Here is a 19,939-nt window from a genome sequence, read left to right as displayed (position 1 = left end):
CCTTGCCTGATGATTTTATCCGGTAGGGAATAACCTTGGTTTCCGTCTTTTCCACTGATGACGCATTGTTGTGGCGGCGCGCCGTTGAGCTCGTAAAGTGGGTAATCCTATGCTGCTGTGTCAGTCAGCCGTCGTCGGCAGACGAACTGAATCTGGAATACAAGGTCAAGGCTGCCTATCTCTATAACTTCACCAAATTCATCACGTGGCCGGAAAAAGCCAGCCCCACCTTTAATATCTGCATTATCGGCCACGACCCCTTCGGGAGTTTGCTTAGCCCGCTAGAGAGCAAGACCGTTCAGGAAAAACCCATTCGGTTGTTCAAGTTCGATGCGCCCAAACAGGCTAAAGATTGCGATATCGTCTATTTTGACAATCCCGAACAGCGCGCGGACCTTGCTCTACCGGGTGTATTACTGGTCGGTTCGCTGAAAAAATCACTGACGGTCAGCAGCGAGCCGTTTTTTGCCGAATCCGGCGGAATGATCGGCTTTGCGCTGGACGACGGCAAAGTCAAACTGCACCTCAACCTCAAGGCTTTAAAACAAAGCGGTTTTAACGTCAGCGCCAAACTCATCGAAGTTGCCATACTGGTGGAGGGGGCCGAGCATGAGTAGATTCTTCTCGCGGCTATCCATCAAAGGCAAATTGTTTAGCATCGCCATTACCTCCAGCCTGTTTTCCATGCTGTTGGCCTTGGTGATATTGGTAACGGTGAATGTCACCGAAGTAAAGCGTAAAGCCCAGAGCGATTTAATGGCCGTGGCCAGCTTGATCGCCAATCGAAGTGTCGCTGCCGTAATGTTCGACGACGCCAATTTGGCCAAGGAAAACCTGGTGTCGTTGAATAATCTCCCCGATTTGCGTAGCGCTTGCGTCTACACCAAAAGAGGTCAGTTATTTACCTCGCTGGACAAGCAATCTGCCACCTGCCCTGCCGTATCGCATGGCTTGCGCAACTATTTCGATAAACTCAGCATCTATGTTTATCAGCCCATGCGTCTGGATGACGAAATCGTCGGCGGCATTTTTCTGTCCTCGGACCTCAGTGCGGCGTTCTGGCGGGAACTGCAATTTGTCGGTGTGGTGCTGATTGTGTTGTTTGTCGCTTTGTCTATTACCTTTTTGCTGACCGCACCCTTATTGAACCGGGTGGCCAAACCCATCGCCCAATTGGCTAAAACCGCGCAGAAAGTCAGCCAGGAACACGACTATTCCTTGCGCGCAGCCAAGCACAGCAACGATGAAATGGGAATTCTGGTCGATGCCTTCAACGGTATGCTGGATACCGTCGAGATTCAAAACAAAGCCTTGATTAGCGTCAAAAATAATTTCCAGGCCTTGTACGACAACAACCCGACCATGGTGTTTAACCTGGATATGCAGGGGCAAATCATCTCGGTAAACCGCTTCGGCGCCCGCCAGTTGGGTTTAAGCGTAGAGGAACTGCAAGGCTGCTCTATTTTCAATTTTGCCCATCCCGAAGATATTGGCAACTGCAACCAGTTCTTCCAAATCTGCCGCAATCATCCCGAGCAGGTACATAAGCTGGAAAGCCGTATCATCTGTCGTAATGGCAACATCATCTGGGCCAGGGAAACCGCGCGCTTGGTGAAGGACGAAAACAATCGTTCTCACCTATTGCTGGTTTGCGAAGACATTACCGAAACCCGACGCCTGTCGGAAAAAATCGCCTATCAAGCCAGCCACGACGAATTGACAGGTCTGGTCAACCGCCGCCAATTCGATATCCATATACAGAACTTGGTGTTAGAGGCGCAAGCCAACGATAGCCACCACGTTTTGTGTTATTTAGATCTGGATCAATTTAAAATCGTCAACGATACCTGCGGCCATCTGGCGGGCGACGAGCTACTAAGGCAGCTAGGCGAGGTACTGCGCCAACAAGTGCGCAGAATGGACATATTAGCTAGACTGGGCGGCGATGAATTCGGCATCCTGATGTCGTATTGCTCGCTCGAACAAGCCATCATCACCGGCGAAAAGCTACGCAATGCGGTATGCGACTTCCAATTTGCTTGGGAAAGCCGTAGTTTCAACATTGGGGTTAGCATTGGTATCGCCCCGATCAATCGCGCCTGCGGCAATGCCGTGGATGTATTGAAAGAAGCCGATGCCGCCTGTTACGCCGCCAAGGAAAAAGGCCGCAACCGGGTGCATATATTTAGTCCGGACGACGAAGAGCTAACGCTCCGACAAGGCGAAATGCAATGGGTCGAAAAAATCCGCATGGGAATCGAGCGTGACCGCTTCCAGTTATTCGGCCAGCTAATTGTGCCGATCGCCGCTAATCGCGGCGGTCTGCATTTCGAAACCTTAATCCGCTACCGAGACGATCAAGATAAAGTGATTCCGCCCGGCGCCTTTCTACCTGCGGCAGAACGCTACAATATGGCTTCGCCTTTGGATCGCTGGGTAATTTCCCGTTTGTTCCAGTACCTGGCAACGACGCCCGGCTTCCTGGACCGTTTGGAAATGTGCTCTGTCAATCTGTCCGGCTTATCCCTATCGGACCAAGCCATGCTCGGCTTTATCGACGAGCAATTCCAAAAATGGCAGATACCAACCCACAAAATTTGTTTCGAAATCACCGAAACAGCCGCCATCAGCAATCTTTCCTATGCCCGGCAATTTATCGATTCGCTACGCCAAAAAGGTTGCTCTTTTTCCCTGGACGATTTCGGCAGCGGTTTATCGTCATTTGCTTACCTGAAGAACCTACCGGTCGACTATTTAAAAATAGACGGGCTGTTCGTGAAGGACATACTGGATGATCGTGTGGATTTGACTATGGTTAAAGCCATTAACGAGGTCGCTCATGTGATGGGCAAAAAGACCATCGCCGAATTTGTGGAGAACCAAAATATTTTCGATCTACTACAAACCTTGGGTGTGAATTACGCCCAAGGCTACGGTATTGCCAAGCCGGTACCCCTGCGGGAATTATGAGAAACAATATGCTGAAAACAGTCAAAAAGCAGCTTTTCAAACACTCTTTGGTGCTTAGTCTAATTGGTCAGCAGGCACATGCAGAACAAACCGTAACCGATTTACTGGATTTATCTCCAGCAGAATTAGCCAATATTTCAGTAAGCATTGCGTCGGGCACAGCCAAACCCGTGTCGCAATCCGCCGCGGTGACCACTGTAATCACCGCCGATCAAATTGCCACGATGGGCGCTACCGATCTGCACGAAGTGCTGGAAACCGTGCCGGGCATGCATGTTACGATTCAACCGGTTACTAACGATTATAGTTACACGATGCGCGGCATGCGTAACGAAACCAATGCGGAAGTATTACTCATGCTCAACGGCACGCGTTTTTCGGTGCCTTATCAGGGCACGCATATGGCGGGAATGATTATTCCCGTCGAAAACATTCAACGCGTCGAAGTAATCCGTGGACCGGGCTCGGCGCTATACGGCGCTGACGCCTTTGCGGGTGTAATCAATATCGTCACCAAAAAGGCGGCGGATATTGACGGAGCCACGGTTGGCGCGCGTGGCGGCAATGCCGATACTAAAAGCGCTTGGGGCCAATACGGCGGCAAATGGCAAGGCTGGGATGTGGCTGGCAGCCTGCAATATAGCCATAACGGGGTAGATCCGGATCGAATCATCACGGCCGACGCGCAAACCCAAGTCGACCAAGTATTGGGCACGAATATATCGCTCGCCCCCGGCCCAATGCAAACCCAAAACGAACGTTGGAACGGCCATCTCAGCTTACAGCGCAAACATTGGGATTTGGGGTTTTGGGCTTTTAACGAGAGCGATTACGGTTTTCGCTCGGGTACCTTCGGTGCTCTGGATAACAAAGGCCGGGGGAATGGCTCCAATTACCTGGCCGATATGCGTTACTCGACCGAGGACGATCTGGAGAACTGGGAATTGCAAGCCCATGCCAGCTTTCTGCATACTGATGTCTCGGCCAATATATACGGCTTTCCAGCCGGTGCAATTTTACCAATCGGTGCGGACGGCAACGTCACCGACCAGCTGGCGTCGACTAGAGGCTTAATGCTATTTCCGGAGGGGCTACGTTTCGTAGCCGGTTTTAAAAATACCGTACCCAGCTTTGAGTTCACCGGTATTTACAAAGGTTTCTCAGATCATTTGATCCGTATGATCGCCGGTTTCCGCTATGAGGAAATGAACACTCAGGAAGCACGGAATTATGGCGTAGGCGTTATCAACGGCGCAGGACTATCTGCATTTCCCGCCATCAACCTTGCCGGGGGCTTACAAGACTTAACCGGAACCCCTCTCACATTTATTGACGACCATCATCGCGACATTTGGTCCGCAGCGATACAAGACGAATGGCAATTTGCCGAAGACTGGCACCTGACCACGGGTTTGCGCTTTGACCACTATTCAGACTTTGGCGGCACATTGAACCCCCGCGCGGCACTGGTCTGGAATATCAATTCACAATTGACTGCCAAGTTACTCTATGGTCAGGCTTACAGGGCACCAAGCTTCGTCGAACAGTATCAGCAAAATAGCCCGCTTTTCCTTGGCAACCCGGCTTTAAGTCCGGAAACCATTTCTACTACCGAACTGGCATTCGATTATCGTCCGACGAAGAATCTGAGAACCGCGTTGAATTTATACCATTATGAGATCCGCAATTTGATTAGCGGCCCGATTTCCGGCGCCGGCACCCTGACCGAGCGTAACACGCCAGGTCAAGACGGCTACGGCAGCGAGTTTGAATGGGATTGGAAGTTTCACTCAGATTGGAATCTACGTGGTAACTATGCTTGGCAATTTGCCCGCAACGAAGCGACTCATACTCGGGTTAGCAATGTCCCCGAACATCATGTTTACACCGCACTCGCCTGGAATTTTGCGCCAAAATGGCAGATTCAAACTCAAATCAACTGGATAGGTCACCGCCTTAGCAGTCCAGAGGATACGCGCGTTTTAAAAGATTATGAAACGGTCGATTTAACTTTAAATGCTAAAAAACTGATGGGATATCTGGATCTAACTGCATCTGCTCGGAACCTATTCGATAGCCACGGCAAGGAACCGGCTACGTCCAGCTATCCTTATAATTTGCCAATCGCCGGACAAACTTTTTATTTCGAAGCTGGTTTACACTTTTAACTAATTGCTTGAACCGAATAATTCCGGTGAATGGCGTCCAGAAGGTAAGCAACGATCTTACGGCTCAACCAAGCCTCACCCGCGGCGACAGCGTGGATCATTCTATTGATATAAGCCGCCAGTGACAGACTGTTTTGATAGCCCTTGGCTCCGGCCAGCACGCAGTGCAGAATTTGCTCTTCATGTAAGTCATCGCCGATGATCACGATATTACTGGTCGGACTGGCCGCCAATAACAAGTTGGTATAATCGGCTGTTTGGCTACCGCGCAACGCAAAATTCAGCAAAATGATATTGGGTTGGAGTTGTTCGGCAGCATTAAGAGCCTGAATCTCATCTGAATAAAAAGCAACATCCGCTTCCGCCATCAGCATCAGTGGCTGGATTTGGCCGATGTTATCGATTACTTGAATTTTCATGATAAATCTTGCTGTCTGTTAGCTGACTGGCTTGCAACTTTGGCCGCCGGAACTAATTTGTTTAATTCCTACGGCATTTGCCCCTGACTATTAAATTCAGTTGGTAACATCGATAAATCCGTGTAATCCACGTTTAGAATCGACTGCCAGCCAACGCCGTAAGTATTGCAGCTCTTCGGTAGATTGCAATTCTTCAAGGCTTTTTTTATTTTTCAACAATCTGAACGCTGCGGAGAGTACTTTGTAATTCTCGCCCACTATACCGGCTCGTCTTAACCCTACGATGTTGAGCCGATAATGTTTCGCGGGCCGCCCACCTATCAGCATAAACGGGATCACGTCCATGTTAATCCCTGTTGTGCCTTGCACGATGGCGTAAGCGCCGATCCGGCAAAATTGATGTACGACTACCGCGCCGCCCATAAACACGTTATGGCCAACCTCTACATGGCCGCCAATCGCCACATTATTGGCAAAAATAGTTTTGTCGCCCACCGAGCAATCATGGGCGACGTGGCTGTTATTCATGAAATAGCAACCTGACCCGATCCGGGTAGCGCTGCCTGCTACAGTAGCCCTATGCGCGGTAAATCCTTCTCGAAACACGTTATTGTCGCCAACCTCCAGCCACGACTCGGTTTGCGCATCAAACCCCAGGTCCTGCGGCAAACCACCCAGTACAGCGTGCGGATGTAAGACATTACCGTCGCCCATTTTGACATGCGCATGCACTACGGCATGGGCGCCTATTTGGCTATTCGCGCCAATCACAGCCCCCGCCTCTATCACCGCAAACGGCCCAACGCTGACATTTTCTCCAAGCCTGGCGCCGGTTTCGATAAAAGCAGTTGGATGAATCGATGCAGTCATGGTTAGCCTCTTGGATGATGTTGGGTATGTAACGTTTTCAAACGCTGTTGGGCAATATGCGTATAAATTTGGGTAGTGGATAAATCCGAATGACCAAGCAATAGCTGTACGACTCGAAGATCAGCACCATGATTCAACAAATGCGTGGCGAACGCATGGCGCAGTGTATGCGGCGACAGATGTTTGTCGATACCGGCCAGCGCGGCATAGCGCTTGATAATATGCCAAAAAGCCTGTCTGGTCATAGATGTGCCCCGGCTGGTAACAAACAGATAGTCGCTTTGTCTATTTCCCAGAATTGCCTGCCTGGCAGTATTCAGATAACGATCGGTCCAATCCATCGCATCTTCGCCAACCGGCACCAGACGTTCTTTGTCGCCTTTGCCGACGATACGCACGCAACCTTGCCGGAAATTGATTTGACCGAACTTAAGTTCGACTAATTCTGAAACCCGCAGCCCGGTGGCGTAAAGCATTTCGAGCATGGTTCTATCCCTGAAACCCAACTTATCGGTAATTTCCGGAGCGTTTAACAATAATTCGACGTCGGTTTCCGACAATGAATCCGGCAACGTGCGACCAAGCTGCGGCGCATCTATCAATTGGGTAGGATCGATAGTGATTTTACCCTCGCGCAGCAGATAACCGTAAAAGCGCCGCAAACAGGACACGATTCTGGCCGACGAACGGCTGGTTATGCCTTGTTGCTGTCGGTTAGCCAAAAAGCTCTTGATCGTGATTTCGTCAACTGCCGTTATATCCTTATCCTTCAGCCACTTCGCAAACAATTTGAGATCGCTGCCATAAGCCGATAGCGTATTGTCGCTTAATCCAAATTCCAGCCACAACGTGTTTAAGAAAGACTCTATGGTCTGCGTCGAATTCATTCGCCGGCCAACGCCAAGCCACGCTCGTATTCAAGTAAACGATGCTTAAGCGCGACAAACTCGCCGTCAGCCTGCCCCATAAAACCGCCGATGCCATGCTTTGCCACCACACGGTGACAGGGGATAATTCCCGCATAAGGGTTATTGCGGCAAGCTCCCGCTACGGCCCTAGGTCCTGAGCCCAACTTCTCAGCCAATCCCGAGTATGTTTCTACTTGCCCGACGGGAATAGCCAATAGCGCTCTCCAAACGGCATTGCCGTGTGCGCTACCCTGGCTTAGCAAGTTGACATGCAGTTCAGTTTGTATCGGGTTTAACAGATAACTTTGTAGGCGGGCAGCCTGCGATGGCAAAGCCTTGGTTAACTCCCCCCCAACATGCCAAGAGGCATCCGTAATGATTTCACCAACCATGGTTAATCTCAATTCCGCATCGAGTAGTGGCACGGCGAGCAGGGACTCGGCGCCATCTGCAACAGTTTGCCAAACGATATGTAAAGGCATCACTTCTCTCTTGCTGTCGGCAAAAAAAAAGGCAGCTAAGCAGGCCGCCTTTTCTAATTAACTGATTCGCTATAAACGAACCAGATTGCAGCGTATTAAGAAAGTTTTTCTTTGATACGTGCGGCTTTACCGGCCAAATCGCGCAGATAATAAAGTTTAGCGCGACGAACGTCACCGCGACGTTTTACTTCGATACTGCCAACCGATGGACTGTGGGTTTGGAAAACACGCTCAACACCCACGCCATGCGAAATTTTTCTGACGGTAAATGCTGAATTCAAACCGCGATTACGTTTAGCAATCACGATGCCTTCAAAAGCCTGTAACCTTTCCCGTGTGCCTTCAGTTACTCTAACTTGCACCACGACAGTATCGCCAGGTCCGAATTCCGGTACATCTTTTTTCAGCTGTTCAGCTTCCAATTCTTCAATAATTTTACTCATAACCACACCCTATTAAACAACTTCAGTTCTAAATTCTTTCAACAAAGCATCCTGCTCTGCGCTTAATGTTACTTTTCCAAGCATATCCGGGCGCCTCGACCAAGTCCGTCCCAACGCCTGTTTCATACGCCATCGCTTGATGTCGGCATGATTTCCGCCGAGTAGTACATCCGGGACGTCGCCAATATCGCTATGCTCGGGCCGCGTATAATGCGGACAATCCAACAACCCATCAAAATGCGAATCTTGTTTAGCAGATTCTTCGTCGCCAAGTACGCCAGGAATTAACCTGGTAACCGCATCGATTACTATCAAGGCTGCCAGCTCGCCACCACTGATTACGTAATCCCCCAGCGACCATTCTTCGTCACAAGCATGCTGGATAAAACGCTCGTCTATACCTTCATAGCGACCGGACACGAGGATCAATTGATCATAGCAACTCGCATCCAACAACAACTCCTGACTAAGCAAACGCCCCTGTGGACTCAGGCAAATCACTTTGCTGTTAGCCAAGACATTATGCTGTTTGGCTGCATCTACCGCGTCGAGCAAAGGTTGACATTTCATCACCATGCCCGGCCCGCCGCCATAAGGTCTATCATCGACCGTCCGGTGTTTATCGTGCGTGTAATCACGAGGATTCCAAACAGACAAATCAACCAAGCCTCGCTCGATTGCTCTACCAGTTACCCCGTAACCAGCGGCATCCGATACCATATCAGGAAAGAGACTGATAACATCGAAACGCATGCCTTGAGTTAAAAGTCGGGATCCCAATCGGCGATAATCAGGCCATCGTCAAGATCGATTTTTAAAATAGTACTCTGCTGCAAGAAAGGAATCAGGCGCTCTACGTCGCCATCTACCACCACCAACACGTCATTAGCGCCGGTCTCTAGCAGATAGTCAACCTTGCCTAATTTGTAACCTTCTTGATTGCGTACTTCCAGCCCTATCAGATCGGCCCAATAATATTCGCCATCCCCGGCTTTGGGGAGTTGTTGCTTGCGTATCAGAATATCCGCCCCCATCAACTCAGCGGCAAGGTCTCTATCGCTAATGCCTTGCAACTCTGCGACAACTAAGCTGCCTTGCCGCCTACCACCAAGCAATTTAACTTCTTGGATTTGGCCATTCTTCTGGAGAATCCACGGCGAATACTGCAATATGTTTTCGCGGGGGTCGGTGAAAGAGTAGACTTTTACCCATCCTTTTACACCAAAAACGCCGGACACTTGACCGACGTTCAAAAATTCCCCTGCTGGCAAAACTAAAATTAAGCGACTGCTTTATCGGCGTCTTTGATCAATCTAGCGACGCGATCAGTAGGTTGCGCGCCATTGGATTTCCAGTATTGGACGCGTTCGCTATCCAATACCAATCTTTGCTCACCACCGCGGGCTAAAGGATTGAAGAAACCTACGCGCTCAATGTAACGACCATCGCGACTGCTTCTGCTGTCGGTAACAACAACATGATAGAAAGGACGATTCTTAGCGCCGCCTCTGGACAAACGAATGCTTACCATTTGGATACCTTAAATAACATTGAATCAAAAAACTTAATCAAACTATTCTACGCGATTTTTACAATAAGTGAAGGACAAATTACGACAATCACATTCTCATGCCGCGCATATTGCTCTTCAAGCCGCGCATCATGTTTGCAATATTACCCTTGCTGAATTTTTTCATCATCTTTTCCATCATTTGATGCTGCTTCAACACACGATTTACAGCCTGCAAGTCCAAACCGCAACCATCGGCGATACGTTGCTTCCGACCGCCTTTAATCAGATCGGGAAAACGCCGCTCTTGTTTGGTCATTGAGTTAATCACGGCAATCTGATGCGCAAGATCCTTGTCGTTGACTTTATCCTTAATATCTTTTGGCACGCCGCCCATACCCGGCAGCTTATCCATCATCGCGCCAAGCCCGCCCATATTCTGCATTTGTTCGAGTTGCTCCTTCAGGTCGTTCAAATCGAAGCTCTTACCTTTTTGCAGCTTTTTGGCTAATTGCTCGGCCTTTTTCTTGTCGACATTTTGCTCGATATTCTCGATCAGCGACAACATATCGCCCATACCGAGAATACGTGAAGCCAACCGATCAGGATAGAAAGGCTCCAAAGCGTCGGTTTTTTCGCCGACACCGATAAATTTGATCGGTTTACCGGTAATATGCCTGATGGACAGTGCCGCACCCCCGCGCGCATCGCCATCAGCCTTGGTCAGTATCACGCCGGTCAATGGCAGGGCGTCATGAAAAGCCTTAGCGGTATTCGCGGCATCCTGGCCCGTCATGCTATCCACCACGAACAAAGTCTCAATCGGCTTGATCGCGGCATGCAAAGCCTTGATTTCATCCATCATCTCGTCATCGACATGCAAACGACCGGCGGTATCGACGATTACCACATCTAAAAATTGGCGCTTTGCCGCATCTATAGCTCTGTTAACAATGTCGACCGGATTTTCGCTGGCATCGCTTTCGAAAAACTTTAAGCCAACATCGGCGGCCAATGTCTCCAATTGCTTAATCGCCGCAGGACGATAAACGTCAACACTAACCACCCCAACTTTTTTCTTTTTCTTTTCTTTTAGATGGCGGCCTAATTTTGCCACCGTAGTCGTTTTACCCGCACCTTGCAGGCCAGCCATCAATACGATTGCCGGCGGATTGGTACGTAGATTCAGCTCTTCGTTAGCAGAGCCCATCACCTTGACCAATTCCGACTGCACCACCTTGATCAATGCCTGCCCGGGCGTCAAACTGGTTTGCACTTCCTGCCCTAAGGAGCGCTGAGTAACCTGATCGATAAAATCGGTCACCACCGGCAAAGCAACATCGGCCTCCAGCAAAGCCATTCGCACTTCGCGCATGGTTTCCTGGATATTGCTCTCGGTCAGACGACCTTGGCCTTTAATTTTTTTTAGCGTGCCACTGAGGCGATCGGATAAATTATCAAACATAGCTGCGTGTTTATTTTTCTAGGGTTCCGGCGGATGTTTGCCAACACAAACGGATTACAACAATTGGTCTGCTTAGTTTAACATAACCGTACCGCAACACCTTTTGATTATTCCCCTGCCATCGCCATGTACACCATACCCGTCGGCCTATTTTCGATATTAAGCTATGCGATTGCCGCAACATTAATCGTTAAAGAAATCTTTGGTGCCAAACAGCACCGGATATCCATGCAACTGGCTTGGCTTGGCGCAGGCATGCATAGCGCCTATACAGTATTGAACGTGCAAAACCATGAAGGATTCAACTTCAGCTTTTTCAGCACGGCGTCGCTGGCAGGTTTGGTTATTTGCCTTCTACTGTTAATTGCCTCACTGGACAAACCGGTAGCAAAACTTGGCGTATTGATTTTCCCAGTGGCGGCAGCGATGCTGGCTTTAGATATGAGTTATCCGGCAACACCGCACCTGCTGATCAATCATAATTGGCAGATGAGCACACACATCTTGACATCGATATTGGCATTCAGCCTGTTAAATATCGCTGCCTTACAAGCCATTTTATTGGCCGTTCAGGATCAACAATTGCGCCATCACCACCCCAAACGCTTTATGTTGGCTTTACCGCCCTTGCAGGCCATGGAATCGCTGTTGTTTCAAATGATTGCCACGGGATTACTGTTTTTGACCGCATCCTTGGTCACCGGCTTCTTTTTTGTTGAGGATTTATTTGCACAGCATTTGGTTCATAAAACCGTACTATCAATCCTGGCCTGGATAATTTTTTCCGCACTACTGTTCGGCAGGATTCGCTACGGCTGGCGCGGACAAAGCGCAATTCAGTGGACACTCATTGGCTTTACTTCATTACTGCTGGCCTATTTCGGCAGCAAAATGGTTTTGGAATTGATATTGAAAAAAGTTTGAGCATTTAAAACAGCCCAAGACTAACAGACACAATATCCGCAGCTAAAATCCGGCGGAAACCAACGCAGCCTTCATGGTCACAGCGACTTCAAGACCAGGTTTTTGAGCCAAAATATAATCCAGCATCATGCCAGCCGCATCGTAGATCCCTTGCTCCGTGTACAAATTAGCCAACTTGATTTGCACCAGAGTATCTTGAGGGAATTGACTTATGTAATTATTGTAAGCATCGATTGCGACCATAACATCACCATGTAGCCGCTGCATTTCCGCATACAAAGGCAAATAAAAGGGATTCAATTGCGACAAACACTGTAACGCTAGATTGGCGGTATGAACGTTATCGCTGTCGATACCAATATCCGCAATTCTTATCAGGGCCTGCTCGACCAACACACCACCATCGTCAACAATTTGTCGATACGCATCCAGAGCCAGAGCCGGCGAACGCTGCAATTCGGCCAAGTATCCGGTAATCAAATACCGGTACGGCTCTACCGCCTTTTGATCCTGGTACTTGTTCAAACTGATCAGCAAATCACTCAATTCTTCGATTTTTTTATGCTTGAATAGCAAGCCCGCCCGTTGCTTCAGACTTGAAAGATTCCCCTGACTTTTGGCCCTGGCAAAATGCCGCGTATTTTTATCATGAACAATCTCTACGAAGCGTTTTTCAAACTCGGCAAATTGAGCCTGAACATCTGCCGGTACCTCAGCGGCAATAGCCTTCCACAATCTTACACGCCCAAAACTTCTGTCCTTTCGATATTGCTCCATTACCAAACCAAAATTCGGCACATCCGCATATTCCTGTTGTCTGGCTTGGACTCTTTCGACAGCGTCATCCAACAAACACATCAACTTTGTTGCGCCTTCCCGGTAGGCGTCGTAGAAAACATTGCCTAGTTGCTTAGCTTCTTCAGCACTCCATTCTTCATCGGTAAATGCCTTAGTCAACTTGATAAAACTTCTGATACCAAAGCTCTTTACCAGTTTGCTGTAATGCCTATGTTCACGTTTAAACTTCTTCTCGATCTGATCGAGTCTTTTCTTATCCTTGTAGTTTTCAATGATTCCATCAGCACTATACATCTCATCGTTTACACGGCGCGCATTTTCCGCCAGGCGGGCAATTCCTTTGATCTGAAATTGGGCGCGTCCTAACTCGTCAAGAATTTGTCTATGATATTTTTTATGTTCAGAGGATTCACTCACCCGCTCGGCTACGATTTCTGCCACATCAATGGCACCATCCCCAAACTCTATTTCGGATATGGGCAAATACTCGATATTGTCGACTTTGGCAGAAGCGCCGGAAATATTAAAAATCCGACATCCCATGTCCGACAACTGTTTCGCCTGGAAACTCAGCGAGAGAATGGCTTGAGCGAAGTCGCAACTAGTAGGCGCCATAAAACCGGCATTTGTCTCTACTTGCAACGATGTCAGATTAAAGCGTGGCCCGGCCAGTTGTTCGTCGCTACCGGTGGCGTGAGTAAAGCCTTCCTTGGTAAAGCATAAGTCTACGCCGGCGAGCACAATTCTCTTGAATCCAAAATGATACGCCACATTTAACGCCGTATTGGTTACGGTCGGCCCCGCACTGCCAATATTCGCTACGTTTAGTGGCGAGGGCCACGGCAGTCGCGGACCAAGATAAAGCCCAAGGCCATGCCATTGATTCACTAAAGTCGGGACAGTGTGGTAGGAATATACAAAAATCGGCTTGCTGCTGAACTCGAGCATTTCTTTGCTGATATCGAAGCTCAGCTCAGTCGGATCCACTGAAAACACAAAATCCGGCTCGATATTGGCCTGTAATAACTGGCGAGAAATTCTGGAAACAGCAAAAACCACAACCTCGTTGCGATGCAACCTGAGCCATGGCAAAACCTCGTCTAGTGAGGGGCCGCCCGCCAAAAGTAACACCGTCTTGTCGGCAAAGGCCTTTTCGAGCAATTTTGCCGGCCTTCCATTATCGGCTAAATTAATAATCTGCCTGGCAATAAACGCCTCGCTACCCAGCTCAACACTAATTTGCCAATGCAGTTGCGATAGCACTTCCGTGATATACCAACTTAACTCTGCATACTCCTCTATATAATCGTCTTGCGCACAAATTGCGTTGTAGGATCGTACTGCGTTGATATATAGATAATCGTTTATTTTGAAATTTTTAATAGCCTCCGGCCATTGTTCCAAACCGATACACAGAATCTTCTCATCCAATCCATCAAGCAATTGGTTGTATTTTAACCCCTGCAATACACCTTCCGGTTCAATGAAGATGTAACGCGTACCTTTTGGTAAAAACTTGCTTTGCAAGTATTTTGGCAGCAACCCGGAATCCGTGCCGATAATCACATTAAGCGCATCTTCAGCAAACAGATCCTTACCGTACTTCGCGTCAAACAGCGCTTCGGCACTAACTTTATCGAAGCTGTTTCTATTTAGATTGAAAAAATATTTTTCGCCAAAGTTATTTACGCATATTGGCCCTAAGTCATATTGTCTCACCTGATCAAGTTCATCAACCATTTGCTACTTCTTGATTAAAGTTTACGGAATCTCACTAGCTACGTATCAGCTTAGCATTCCTATATTCAAATGCACCGACTATTCAGGCTAAATACTGCGGTTACTTCTATTTCAATAATTGCAATACGCCTTGGGTTACTTGATTCGCCTGAGCCAACATCGCCGTACCCGCCTGTTGCAGAATCTGACTGCGGCTTAAATTTGCTGTTTCGGCAGCGAAATCGGCATCCATAATCCGCGAACGAGCTGAACTTTGATTTTCAATGGAAGACTGTAGATTCGATATAGTGGTGGAAAACCGATTCTGAATTGCACCTAAATTCGAACGAAATGTATCTATTCTTCTGATTGCGGTATCAATAGCATTGATTGCTGAGCGCACATTTCCAGAGGTAGCAGCTGATCCAATTGAATGCTTGTTACCAAAAAGCGCGCTTAAACTTGTCACAGCTATCAAATCGGATACCGTAACAGATATCTGATTGTCTGCCGCCGTGTTAGCTCCAATCTGAAAGTTCGCATTCTTTAAAGAACCGTTTAGAATTTTTTTGCCGTTGAATTCGGTATTCTGAATAATCCTTTTAACTTCTGCACCCAATTGCTTAAATTCGGTATGAAGCTTTTGCCTGTCTTCACCACTAACAGCCGCTCTATTGGCCGCCTGGACCGCCAAGTCCCGCATCCTCTGCAAAGTCTCAGTGATTGTACCCATCCCGGCTTCCGCAGTTTGCGCCATGGAGATACCGTCGTTGGCATTGCGCATGGCAACAGTCATACCGCGAATTTGCGATGTCATCCGGTCGGCAATCGCCAAACCGGCGGCATCGTCTTTAGCACTATTGACTCTTAGACCTGATGATAAACGCTCCATAGACATTTGCAGACTATCGTTAGTCCGCGTCAGAAACTTCTGACTATTCAATGACGCGATATTTGTATTGATGACCATTGATGATGGCATGATCGTTCTCCCGGTTGATACTAAATGGAATAGGCATTATTGCCGCCACTAAACATCAATCACTTTTCATGCCAATATATAAAAATCCCTTTTAAATTCAACAATTAACAAAATAACAGCTCTCTTAATATCATCAAACACACCTGATTAAAGCCCGTTTTGCCGCTTAATCAGCCTTTAGGCAATTAGAACGACATTTTTTTGACTCCCCCTCCGAAAACCATTACCTAGAAAAGCCACATGTCAAATACCTCACAACAAAGCGTAAAAACAAAATTAAAATCAATAATATGGAAAATTTTCGCGTAATTTGAAAATCGATAATTAATGGATGAAAGGCTTACAAAAATACCGAGGAAAATTGTGAGCTAGAATCCGACAAACAATTGCCGGCCATAAATGTGGAAGAGAAATGGAAGCGGCATTTCGTTGCCGCTAGGACAACGATCAATGAAATTATCTGATTAGCAAGCTACTTCAGCCGAATGCGTCGCACATCCGCAAAATCGTCATTTCGGCATACCCTCTGGGGCAAGGGGAATGAATAACTGCAAGGATAAGCTCAAAGCTTGCCATCCATAGCACTGGATGCCACTCTTGTGCCCATTGGGTACCCTAGCGGCCATGACGGACTTTTTTTGTAGAATTACTAATCAGGTGAAATTAAGGGGTATATCGATACGCTGAACAGCGTGTTTTCGGGATGATCTGGAAAAATACGAGGATAGGTCTGAGCTAGCCGACTTAATAACTGTTATAAGCCTGCATGGCCTTCCGACCACGATCCAATGCCGATTGCTGAGAAACCGAGCGCATTTTTTGCTCTTCGATATAAGAAATAAAAACAGCATCTTGCTCAAGCAGGGACTGAGCTAATTGCTTTAAAAGACGTTTTTTTTGCTCGGAAAAGGCCGCAGTGCTCGCAAAAAACTGTTCTAAATAAGCTTGCCTGACCTCTAAAATATCAGCTAGACGCTCCCATTCCGCCTTTACTATGCAATCTTGAATATTATCGGCAAAACCTTGCAACTGCTGTTGCCACTCCAAAAAATCAGGGTCCGGGACATCGACAGACATTAGGCAATCGCATCCCAAGCTTCTTTAACCTCTTTCATCAACACAGTTACCTCATTCAATATGTCTTCGCTGTTTTCACTACTCGCCTGTAGCAACCTAAAATTGATGTAATCGTACAATTGGCGAAGATTGGCAGCAATTTCACCACCCTGCTCTAAGTCAAGCACCTCATTTAAGCCACCGACTATGCCGATTGCCTTTGATATATAGATACTTTTGGCTTCCATATCGCCATGAGTAATGGCTCCTTTAGCTGAATTGATTCGAGCCAAAAATCCTTCCATCAACATTTGTATCAATCGATGGGGAGATTCCTCGCCAAAATTGCTGGAGGTATGAACCTCAGCATATTGTCTAGCGCCTTTTCTATGAGCATCAACGTACATGGGAAAAAACCTCTATATTACAAATTGTTGATCCAGTTACTTAAAAAAGAACCGGTTGATTTAAATTTGCCGACTGTAACGTCCATCGCTGTAAATTGTTTTTGCAATGTTTTTTGTAGATTATCTAATCTAATCTGCACATCGGCTCTGCGATCTCCCAAGGTAGACAGTTGTTTTTTCAGCGATGTTTGCTGACTATCCAAAGGCCCACCCGATTGCAACAAATTATCCAATTTTGAGTAAAGCCGAGTCGCCACACCGTCAGACGACGAAAACACATCGCTGACCGACTGTAAACTGGCGCTCAATGCAGTGTTAAGCTGCGTGCTATCCAATGACATCACACCATCTTTATCTATCTTCACGCCTATCATGGCTAATGAATTGTAATTCCCGGTCGAGGACGAAACCGGATTTGTCGAATCTTGTCTGATCTGTGAGTTCACATAACGCAGTGTGGCGTCGCCGATTAGCGCGCCGTTTCCGGAACTGCTACCGCTGGAACCGCCACCGTATTTACCCAAATCTTTGGCAGTCGTGTGTAGCTTGTTGTATGCGGTTACGAAACTTGTCAGAGTTTTATTGATAGCTTCATTATCCAAGCTGACATCAACGTTCACCTTGGTACCCACTTGAGCGGATTTCAAGTCTAAAGTCAGACCTTGTACTACGTCGGTTATCGAATTGGTGCTACGCGTTGCGGTCTGACCATCGACTTTAATAATAGCGTCTGCTGCGGTCGCCTGAGCGCTCAAATTGGAGGAGAAAACCTGTGACAATCCGGTGGTATCGGTGTTGTTTCCATCGTCGTCGCTACCCGTCACGGTAAATGCGTTTGCAAGTCCGGAGTTTTTGGCTGTGAGGACCAACTTGGAAATTGTACCTGTGCCGGTAGAGTTGTCGACGTTAACGATACTCGCGGTAACGGAGGTATTACCGGAAGCGTTGTTGATGGCATCTCTTATGCCTGTCAACGTATTATTACCGGAACCAACCGTCACGTTGAACGAGACACCCGCTGTGGTAGCAATAGTCAAAGATCCCGTGCCAACGGTGGCAGCCGAGCTGGCAAACTCCGCCGAAATAGATTTTTGCGCCTTTGCCAACTGGGTAACTTCCAGGGCATAAGAGCCGGCCACGGATCCCGCGCCAGCGGCAACTTTTAAGATTGACTCGTCGGCAGACGCAGCTTTATGCGTTTTGAATAGATTTCCATCTTTGAGTTTGTTTACCGCAGTCTGAAAATCCGACAACGCGCTTTTCAAGCTACCGATCCCGCTCAGCCTAGTATTTACCGAGTCTTCTTGTCGTTGAATAGCGTTTAGCGCCGGCTGCCCGTCAGCCGACACTAATTGAGTTACTAGGGAGTTAATATCGATACCGCTACCAATACCCGTTGACGACACTATGCTCATGACACCTCTCCTAATCCGACTAACTTACTAAGCACGATCCTGAATCATAGAGCCTTGTTGACCATCCAACTCCTGCATTCTTCTGATAAACGCCAGCATTTCTTCGGAGGGAATTTGCCGCACAACATCGCCTGTTTCACTATCGACAACTTTCACCACTAGTTCTTTAGTTGAATCGTCTACTTTGAATTGGAGATTGCGGTTAACTGATTGAAGCAGCGAATTTCCTTTATCCGCAGCTTTTTTCACCGAATCGAAAGAAGGCTTGGCTTCATTCTGTTTGTCCTGCTCTTGGTTCGAAACTGAAGAGGACACAGTCGAATCACTTTGCAAAGCGGAAACACCAAGGCTACGCTTTTCAGCGTCGGCCTTGGCACCCGCAAATGATTTTTCATCCGTTTGCTTATCGGCTTTAGCAACAGTCACGGGAGATAGCTTTAACACATTTGAAATCTCACTGTTCATGACATTCACCTTATGCTTTTCGTATTAAATGGGAGGTTACGATCCGCAACCTCCCTATCAAAACTACCTTAGCAAACTCAACACGGACTGACCGGACTGATTAGCCTGCGCCAACATCGCTGTACCAGCTTGTTGCAAAATTTGCGTTTTACTCAAATTGGATGTCTCAGTTGCAAAATCGGTATCCAGGATCCGGGATCTAGCAGCGCTTTGATTTTCTATGGAAGACTGCAAATTAGCAACAGTAGTCATAAACCGGTTTTGAATCGCACCCAAGGTTGACCTGAAAGTATCGATCTTTTTAATGGCACTATCAATAGCTGATATTGCTGACCTGACTTTAGCAGAAGCCGCACCCGATCCGATTGAGTAACCAGCAGCCCCAAACAAGGCACTAAGGCTATTAACTTTTTCCAAATTAGAAACAGTAACAGATACTTGGTTGTCGGTCGTAGTATTAGCACCCACTTGGAAGTTGGCACCCGCCAACGAACCGTTCAGAATTTTCTTACCGTTGAATTCGGTGTTCTGAATAATCCTTTTAATCTCAAGACCGAGCTGCTTAAATTCAGTTTGCAGCTTATCACGGTCTGAACCACTTACTGCGGCCCTATTGGCAGCTTGGACGGCAAGGTCACGCATCCGTTGTAGAGTTTCGGTAACGGCGCCCATTCCGGACTCAGCTGTTTGCGCCATCGAAATACCGTCGTTGGCGTTTCTGACCGCTACGGTCATACCACGGATTTGAGATGTCATTTTATCGCTGATTGCCAGACCGGCCGCGTCGTCCCGTGCAGAGTTAATTCTCAAACCAGATGACAAGCGCTCCATTGAGGTCGCTAGCGAATCGTTGGTTTTATTTAAAAAACGTTGACTGTTCAACGAATTGACGTTTGTACTGATTACCATTGCCATGATGCTACCCTCCAAATTTCGAG

General features: G+C 47.7%; 20 protein-coding genes. 4 read left to right on the top strand and 16 right to left on the bottom strand.

All coding sequences use genetic code 11. From position 1 onward, the window contains the following. Window positions 1-35 precede the first annotated feature (35 nt). The 3 genes from NP589_RS12580 to NP589_RS12570 are packed head-to-tail and all read left to right on the top strand — an operon-like array spanning window position 36 to window position 5,138. Window positions 36-617 (top strand): YfiR family protein, encoded by a 582-nt coding sequence (locus NP589_RS12580; protein WP_256607307.1) that lies wholly within the window; start codon window positions 36-38, stop codon window positions 615-617. Further along, entirely contained in the window at window positions 610-2,970 is a 2,361-nt protein-coding gene (locus NP589_RS12575) for an EAL domain-containing protein (RefSeq protein ID WP_256607306.1), read from the top strand. The genes NP589_RS12580 and NP589_RS12575 overlap by 8 nt, the downstream gene beginning before the upstream one ends. Before the next feature lie 8 nt (window positions 2,971-2,978). Next, window positions 2,979-5,138, top strand: a complete 2,160-nt coding sequence (locus NP589_RS12570) for a TonB-dependent receptor plug domain-containing protein (RefSeq protein ID WP_256607305.1) — start codon at window positions 2,979-2,981, stop codon at window positions 5,136-5,138. Here NP589_RS12570 and NP589_RS12565 read toward each other — a convergent pair. The 9 genes from NP589_RS12565 to ffh form a co-directional block, all read right to left on the bottom strand. Continuing rightward, window positions 5,135-5,557: a transcriptional regulator gene (locus NP589_RS12565; RefSeq protein WP_082879595.1), complete on the bottom strand. Its 423-nt coding sequence runs from the start codon at window positions 5,555-5,557 to the stop codon at window positions 5,135-5,137. The two genes, NP589_RS12570 and NP589_RS12565, sit on opposite strands and share 4 nt — an antisense overlap. Window positions 5,558-5,653: 96 nt before the next feature. Further along, window positions 5,654-6,427, bottom strand: coding sequence for an acyl-ACP--UDP-N-acetylglucosamine O-acyltransferase (gene lpxA / locus NP589_RS12560; RefSeq protein WP_256607304.1), 774 nt, complete (start codon window positions 6,425-6,427; stop codon window positions 5,654-5,656). Window positions 6,428-6,429: 2 nt separating this feature from the next. Then, window positions 6,430-7,314 carry a site-specific tyrosine recombinase XerD gene (gene xerD / locus NP589_RS12555; RefSeq protein WP_256607303.1) on the bottom strand — a complete coding sequence of 295 codons (885 nt, stop codon included), beginning with the start codon at window positions 7,312-7,314 and terminating at the stop codon, window positions 6,430-6,432. Continuing rightward, window positions 7,311-7,817 (bottom strand): methylated-DNA--[protein]-cysteine S-methyltransferase, encoded by a 507-nt coding sequence (locus NP589_RS12550; RefSeq protein ID WP_256607302.1) that lies wholly within the window; start codon window positions 7,815-7,817, stop codon window positions 7,311-7,313. The genes xerD and NP589_RS12550 overlap by 4 nt, the downstream gene beginning before the upstream one ends. A gap of 95 nt (window positions 7,818-7,912) precedes the next feature. Beyond that, window positions 7,913-8,260, bottom strand: coding sequence for a 50S ribosomal protein L19 (gene rplS, locus NP589_RS12545; protein WP_020484866.1), 348 nt, complete (start codon window positions 8,258-8,260; stop codon window positions 7,913-7,915). Window positions 8,261-8,272: 12 nt separating this feature from the next. Continuing rightward, window positions 8,273-9,013: a tRNA (guanosine(37)-N1)-methyltransferase TrmD gene (gene trmD, locus NP589_RS12540; RefSeq protein ID WP_064038821.1), complete on the bottom strand. Its 741-nt coding sequence runs from the start codon at window positions 9,011-9,013 to the stop codon at window positions 8,273-8,275. Window positions 9,014-9,021: 8 nt separating this feature from the next. Further along, window positions 9,022-9,513: a ribosome maturation factor RimM gene (gene rimM / locus NP589_RS12535; protein WP_256607301.1), complete on the bottom strand. Its 492-nt coding sequence runs from the start codon at window positions 9,511-9,513 to the stop codon at window positions 9,022-9,024. A gap of 26 nt (window positions 9,514-9,539) precedes the next feature. Further along, window positions 9,540-9,791, bottom strand: coding sequence for a 30S ribosomal protein S16 (gene rpsP, locus NP589_RS12530; RefSeq protein WP_064007959.1), 252 nt, complete (start codon window positions 9,789-9,791; stop codon window positions 9,540-9,542). Window positions 9,792-9,879: 88 nt separating this feature from the next. Further along, on the bottom strand, window positions 9,880-11,235 hold the full coding sequence (gene ffh, locus NP589_RS12525; protein WP_256607300.1) for a signal recognition particle protein: 1,356 nt from the start codon (window positions 11,233-11,235) through the stop codon (window positions 9,880-9,882). A gap of 126 nt (window positions 11,236-11,361) precedes the next feature. On the opposite strand from ffh, the gene NP589_RS12520 reads away from it, so the two are divergent. Next, complete coding sequence (locus NP589_RS12520) at window positions 11,362-12,159, top strand: cytochrome C assembly family protein (protein ID WP_064038819.1); 798 nt, start codon at window positions 11,362-11,364, stop codon at window positions 12,157-12,159. 42 nt (window positions 12,160-12,201) lie between these two features. On the opposite strand, the gene NP589_RS12515 is transcribed toward NP589_RS12520, so the two are convergent. The 7 genes from NP589_RS12515 to NP589_RS12485 all read right to left on the bottom strand — a co-directional run bounded on the left by NP589_RS12515 (window position 12,202) and on the right by NP589_RS12485 (window position 19,916). Then, complete coding sequence (locus tag NP589_RS12515) at window positions 12,202-14,697, bottom strand: 6-hydroxymethylpterin diphosphokinase MptE-like protein (RefSeq protein ID WP_256607299.1); 2,496 nt, start codon at window positions 14,695-14,697, stop codon at window positions 12,202-12,204. A gap of 106 nt (window positions 14,698-14,803) precedes the next feature. Next, entirely contained in the window at window positions 14,804-15,658 is an 855-nt protein-coding gene (locus NP589_RS12510) for a flagellin N-terminal helical domain-containing protein (protein WP_026147176.1), read from the bottom strand. 744 nt (window positions 15,659-16,402) lie between these two features. Next, window positions 16,403-16,735: a hypothetical protein gene (locus tag NP589_RS12505; RefSeq protein ID WP_256607298.1), complete on the bottom strand. Its 333-nt coding sequence runs from the start codon at window positions 16,733-16,735 to the stop codon at window positions 16,403-16,405. Beyond that, window positions 16,735-17,121 (bottom strand): flagellar export chaperone FliS, encoded by a 387-nt coding sequence (gene fliS / locus NP589_RS12500; RefSeq protein ID WP_064007963.1) that lies wholly within the window; start codon window positions 17,119-17,121, stop codon window positions 16,735-16,737. The genes NP589_RS12505 and fliS overlap by 1 nt, the downstream gene beginning before the upstream one ends. Before the next feature lie 17 nt (window positions 17,122-17,138). Next, complete coding sequence (fliD, locus tag NP589_RS12495) at window positions 17,139-18,536, bottom strand: flagellar filament capping protein FliD (RefSeq protein ID WP_256607297.1); 1,398 nt, start codon at window positions 18,534-18,536, stop codon at window positions 17,139-17,141. A 27-nt stretch (window positions 18,537-18,563) separates the two neighbouring features. After that, on the bottom strand, window positions 18,564-19,001 hold the full coding sequence (locus NP589_RS12490) for a flagellar protein FlaG (protein WP_256607296.1): 438 nt from the start codon (window positions 18,999-19,001) through the stop codon (window positions 18,564-18,566). Window positions 19,002-19,064: 63 nt separating this feature from the next. Next, window positions 19,065-19,916, bottom strand: coding sequence for a flagellin N-terminal helical domain-containing protein (locus tag NP589_RS12485; RefSeq protein ID WP_064007966.1), 852 nt, complete (start codon window positions 19,914-19,916; stop codon window positions 19,065-19,067). Window positions 19,917-19,939: the final 23 nt, after the last annotated feature.

The sequence above is a fragment of the Methylomonas rosea genome (assembly GCF_024505055.1).
GTDB classification, from domain to species: domain Bacteria; phylum Pseudomonadota; class Gammaproteobacteria; order Methylococcales; family Methylomonadaceae; genus Methylomonas; species Methylomonas rosea.
This window is presented reverse-complemented; position numbering and strand designations above follow the sequence as displayed.

Excerpts from the sequence above, each read along its gene's own strand:
- NP589_RS12575 (WP_256607306.1), top strand. The coding sequence starts at position 610 with ATGAGTAGATTCTTCTCGCGGCTATCCATCAAAGGCAAATTGTTTAGC.
- NP589_RS12570 (WP_256607305.1), top strand. The coding sequence starts at position 2,979 with ATGCTGAAAACAGTCAAAAAGCAGCTTTTCAAACACTCTTTGGTGCTT.
- NP589_RS12565 (WP_082879595.1), bottom strand. The coding sequence starts at position 5,557 with ATGAAAATTCAAGTAATCGATAACATCGGCCAAATCCAGCCACTGATG.
- lpxA (WP_256607304.1), bottom strand. The coding sequence starts at position 6,427 with ATGACTGCATCGATTCATCCAACTGCTTTTATCGAAACCGGCGCCAGG.
- xerD (WP_256607303.1), bottom strand. The coding sequence starts at position 7,314 with ATGAATTCGACGCAGACCATAGAGTCTTTCTTAAACACGTTGTGGCTG.
- NP589_RS12550 (WP_256607302.1), bottom strand. The coding sequence starts at position 7,817 with ATGCCTTTACATATCGTTTGGCAAACTGTTGCAGATGGCGCCGAGTCC.
- rplS (WP_020484866.1), bottom strand. The coding sequence starts at position 8,260 with ATGAGTAAAATTATTGAAGAATTGGAAGCTGAACAGCTGAAAAAAGAT.
- trmD (WP_064038821.1), bottom strand. The coding sequence starts at position 9,013 with ATGCGTTTCGATGTTATCAGTCTCTTTCCTGATATGGTATCGGATGCC.
- rpsP (WP_064007959.1), bottom strand. The coding sequence starts at position 9,791 with ATGGTAAGCATTCGTTTGTCCAGAGGCGGCGCTAAGAATCGTCCTTTC.
- ffh (WP_256607300.1), bottom strand. The coding sequence starts at position 11,235 with ATGTTTGATAATTTATCCGATCGCCTCAGTGGCACGCTAAAAAAAATT.
- NP589_RS12520 (WP_064038819.1), top strand. The coding sequence starts at position 11,362 with ATGTACACCATACCCGTCGGCCTATTTTCGATATTAAGCTATGCGATT.
- NP589_RS12515 (WP_256607299.1), bottom strand. The coding sequence starts at position 14,697 with ATGGTTGATGAACTTGATCAGGTGAGACAATATGACTTAGGGCCAATA.
- NP589_RS12510 (WP_026147176.1), bottom strand. The coding sequence starts at position 15,658 with ATGCCATCATCAATGGTCATCAATACAAATATCGCGTCATTGAATAGT.
- NP589_RS12505 (WP_256607298.1), bottom strand. The coding sequence starts at position 16,735 with ATGTCTGTCGATGTCCCGGACCCTGATTTTTTGGAGTGGCAACAGCAG.
- fliS (WP_064007963.1), bottom strand. The coding sequence starts at position 17,121 with ATGTACGTTGATGCTCATAGAAAAGGCGCTAGACAATATGCTGAGGTT.
- fliD (WP_256607297.1), bottom strand. The coding sequence starts at position 18,536 with ATGAGCATAGTGTCGTCAACGGGTATTGGTAGCGGTATCGATATTAAC.
- NP589_RS12490 (WP_256607296.1), bottom strand. The coding sequence starts at position 19,001 with ATGAACAGTGAGATTTCAAATGTGTTAAAGCTATCTCCCGTGACTGTT.
- NP589_RS12485 (WP_064007966.1), bottom strand. The coding sequence starts at position 19,916 with ATGGCAATGGTAATCAGTACAAACGTCAATTCGTTGAACAGTCAACGT.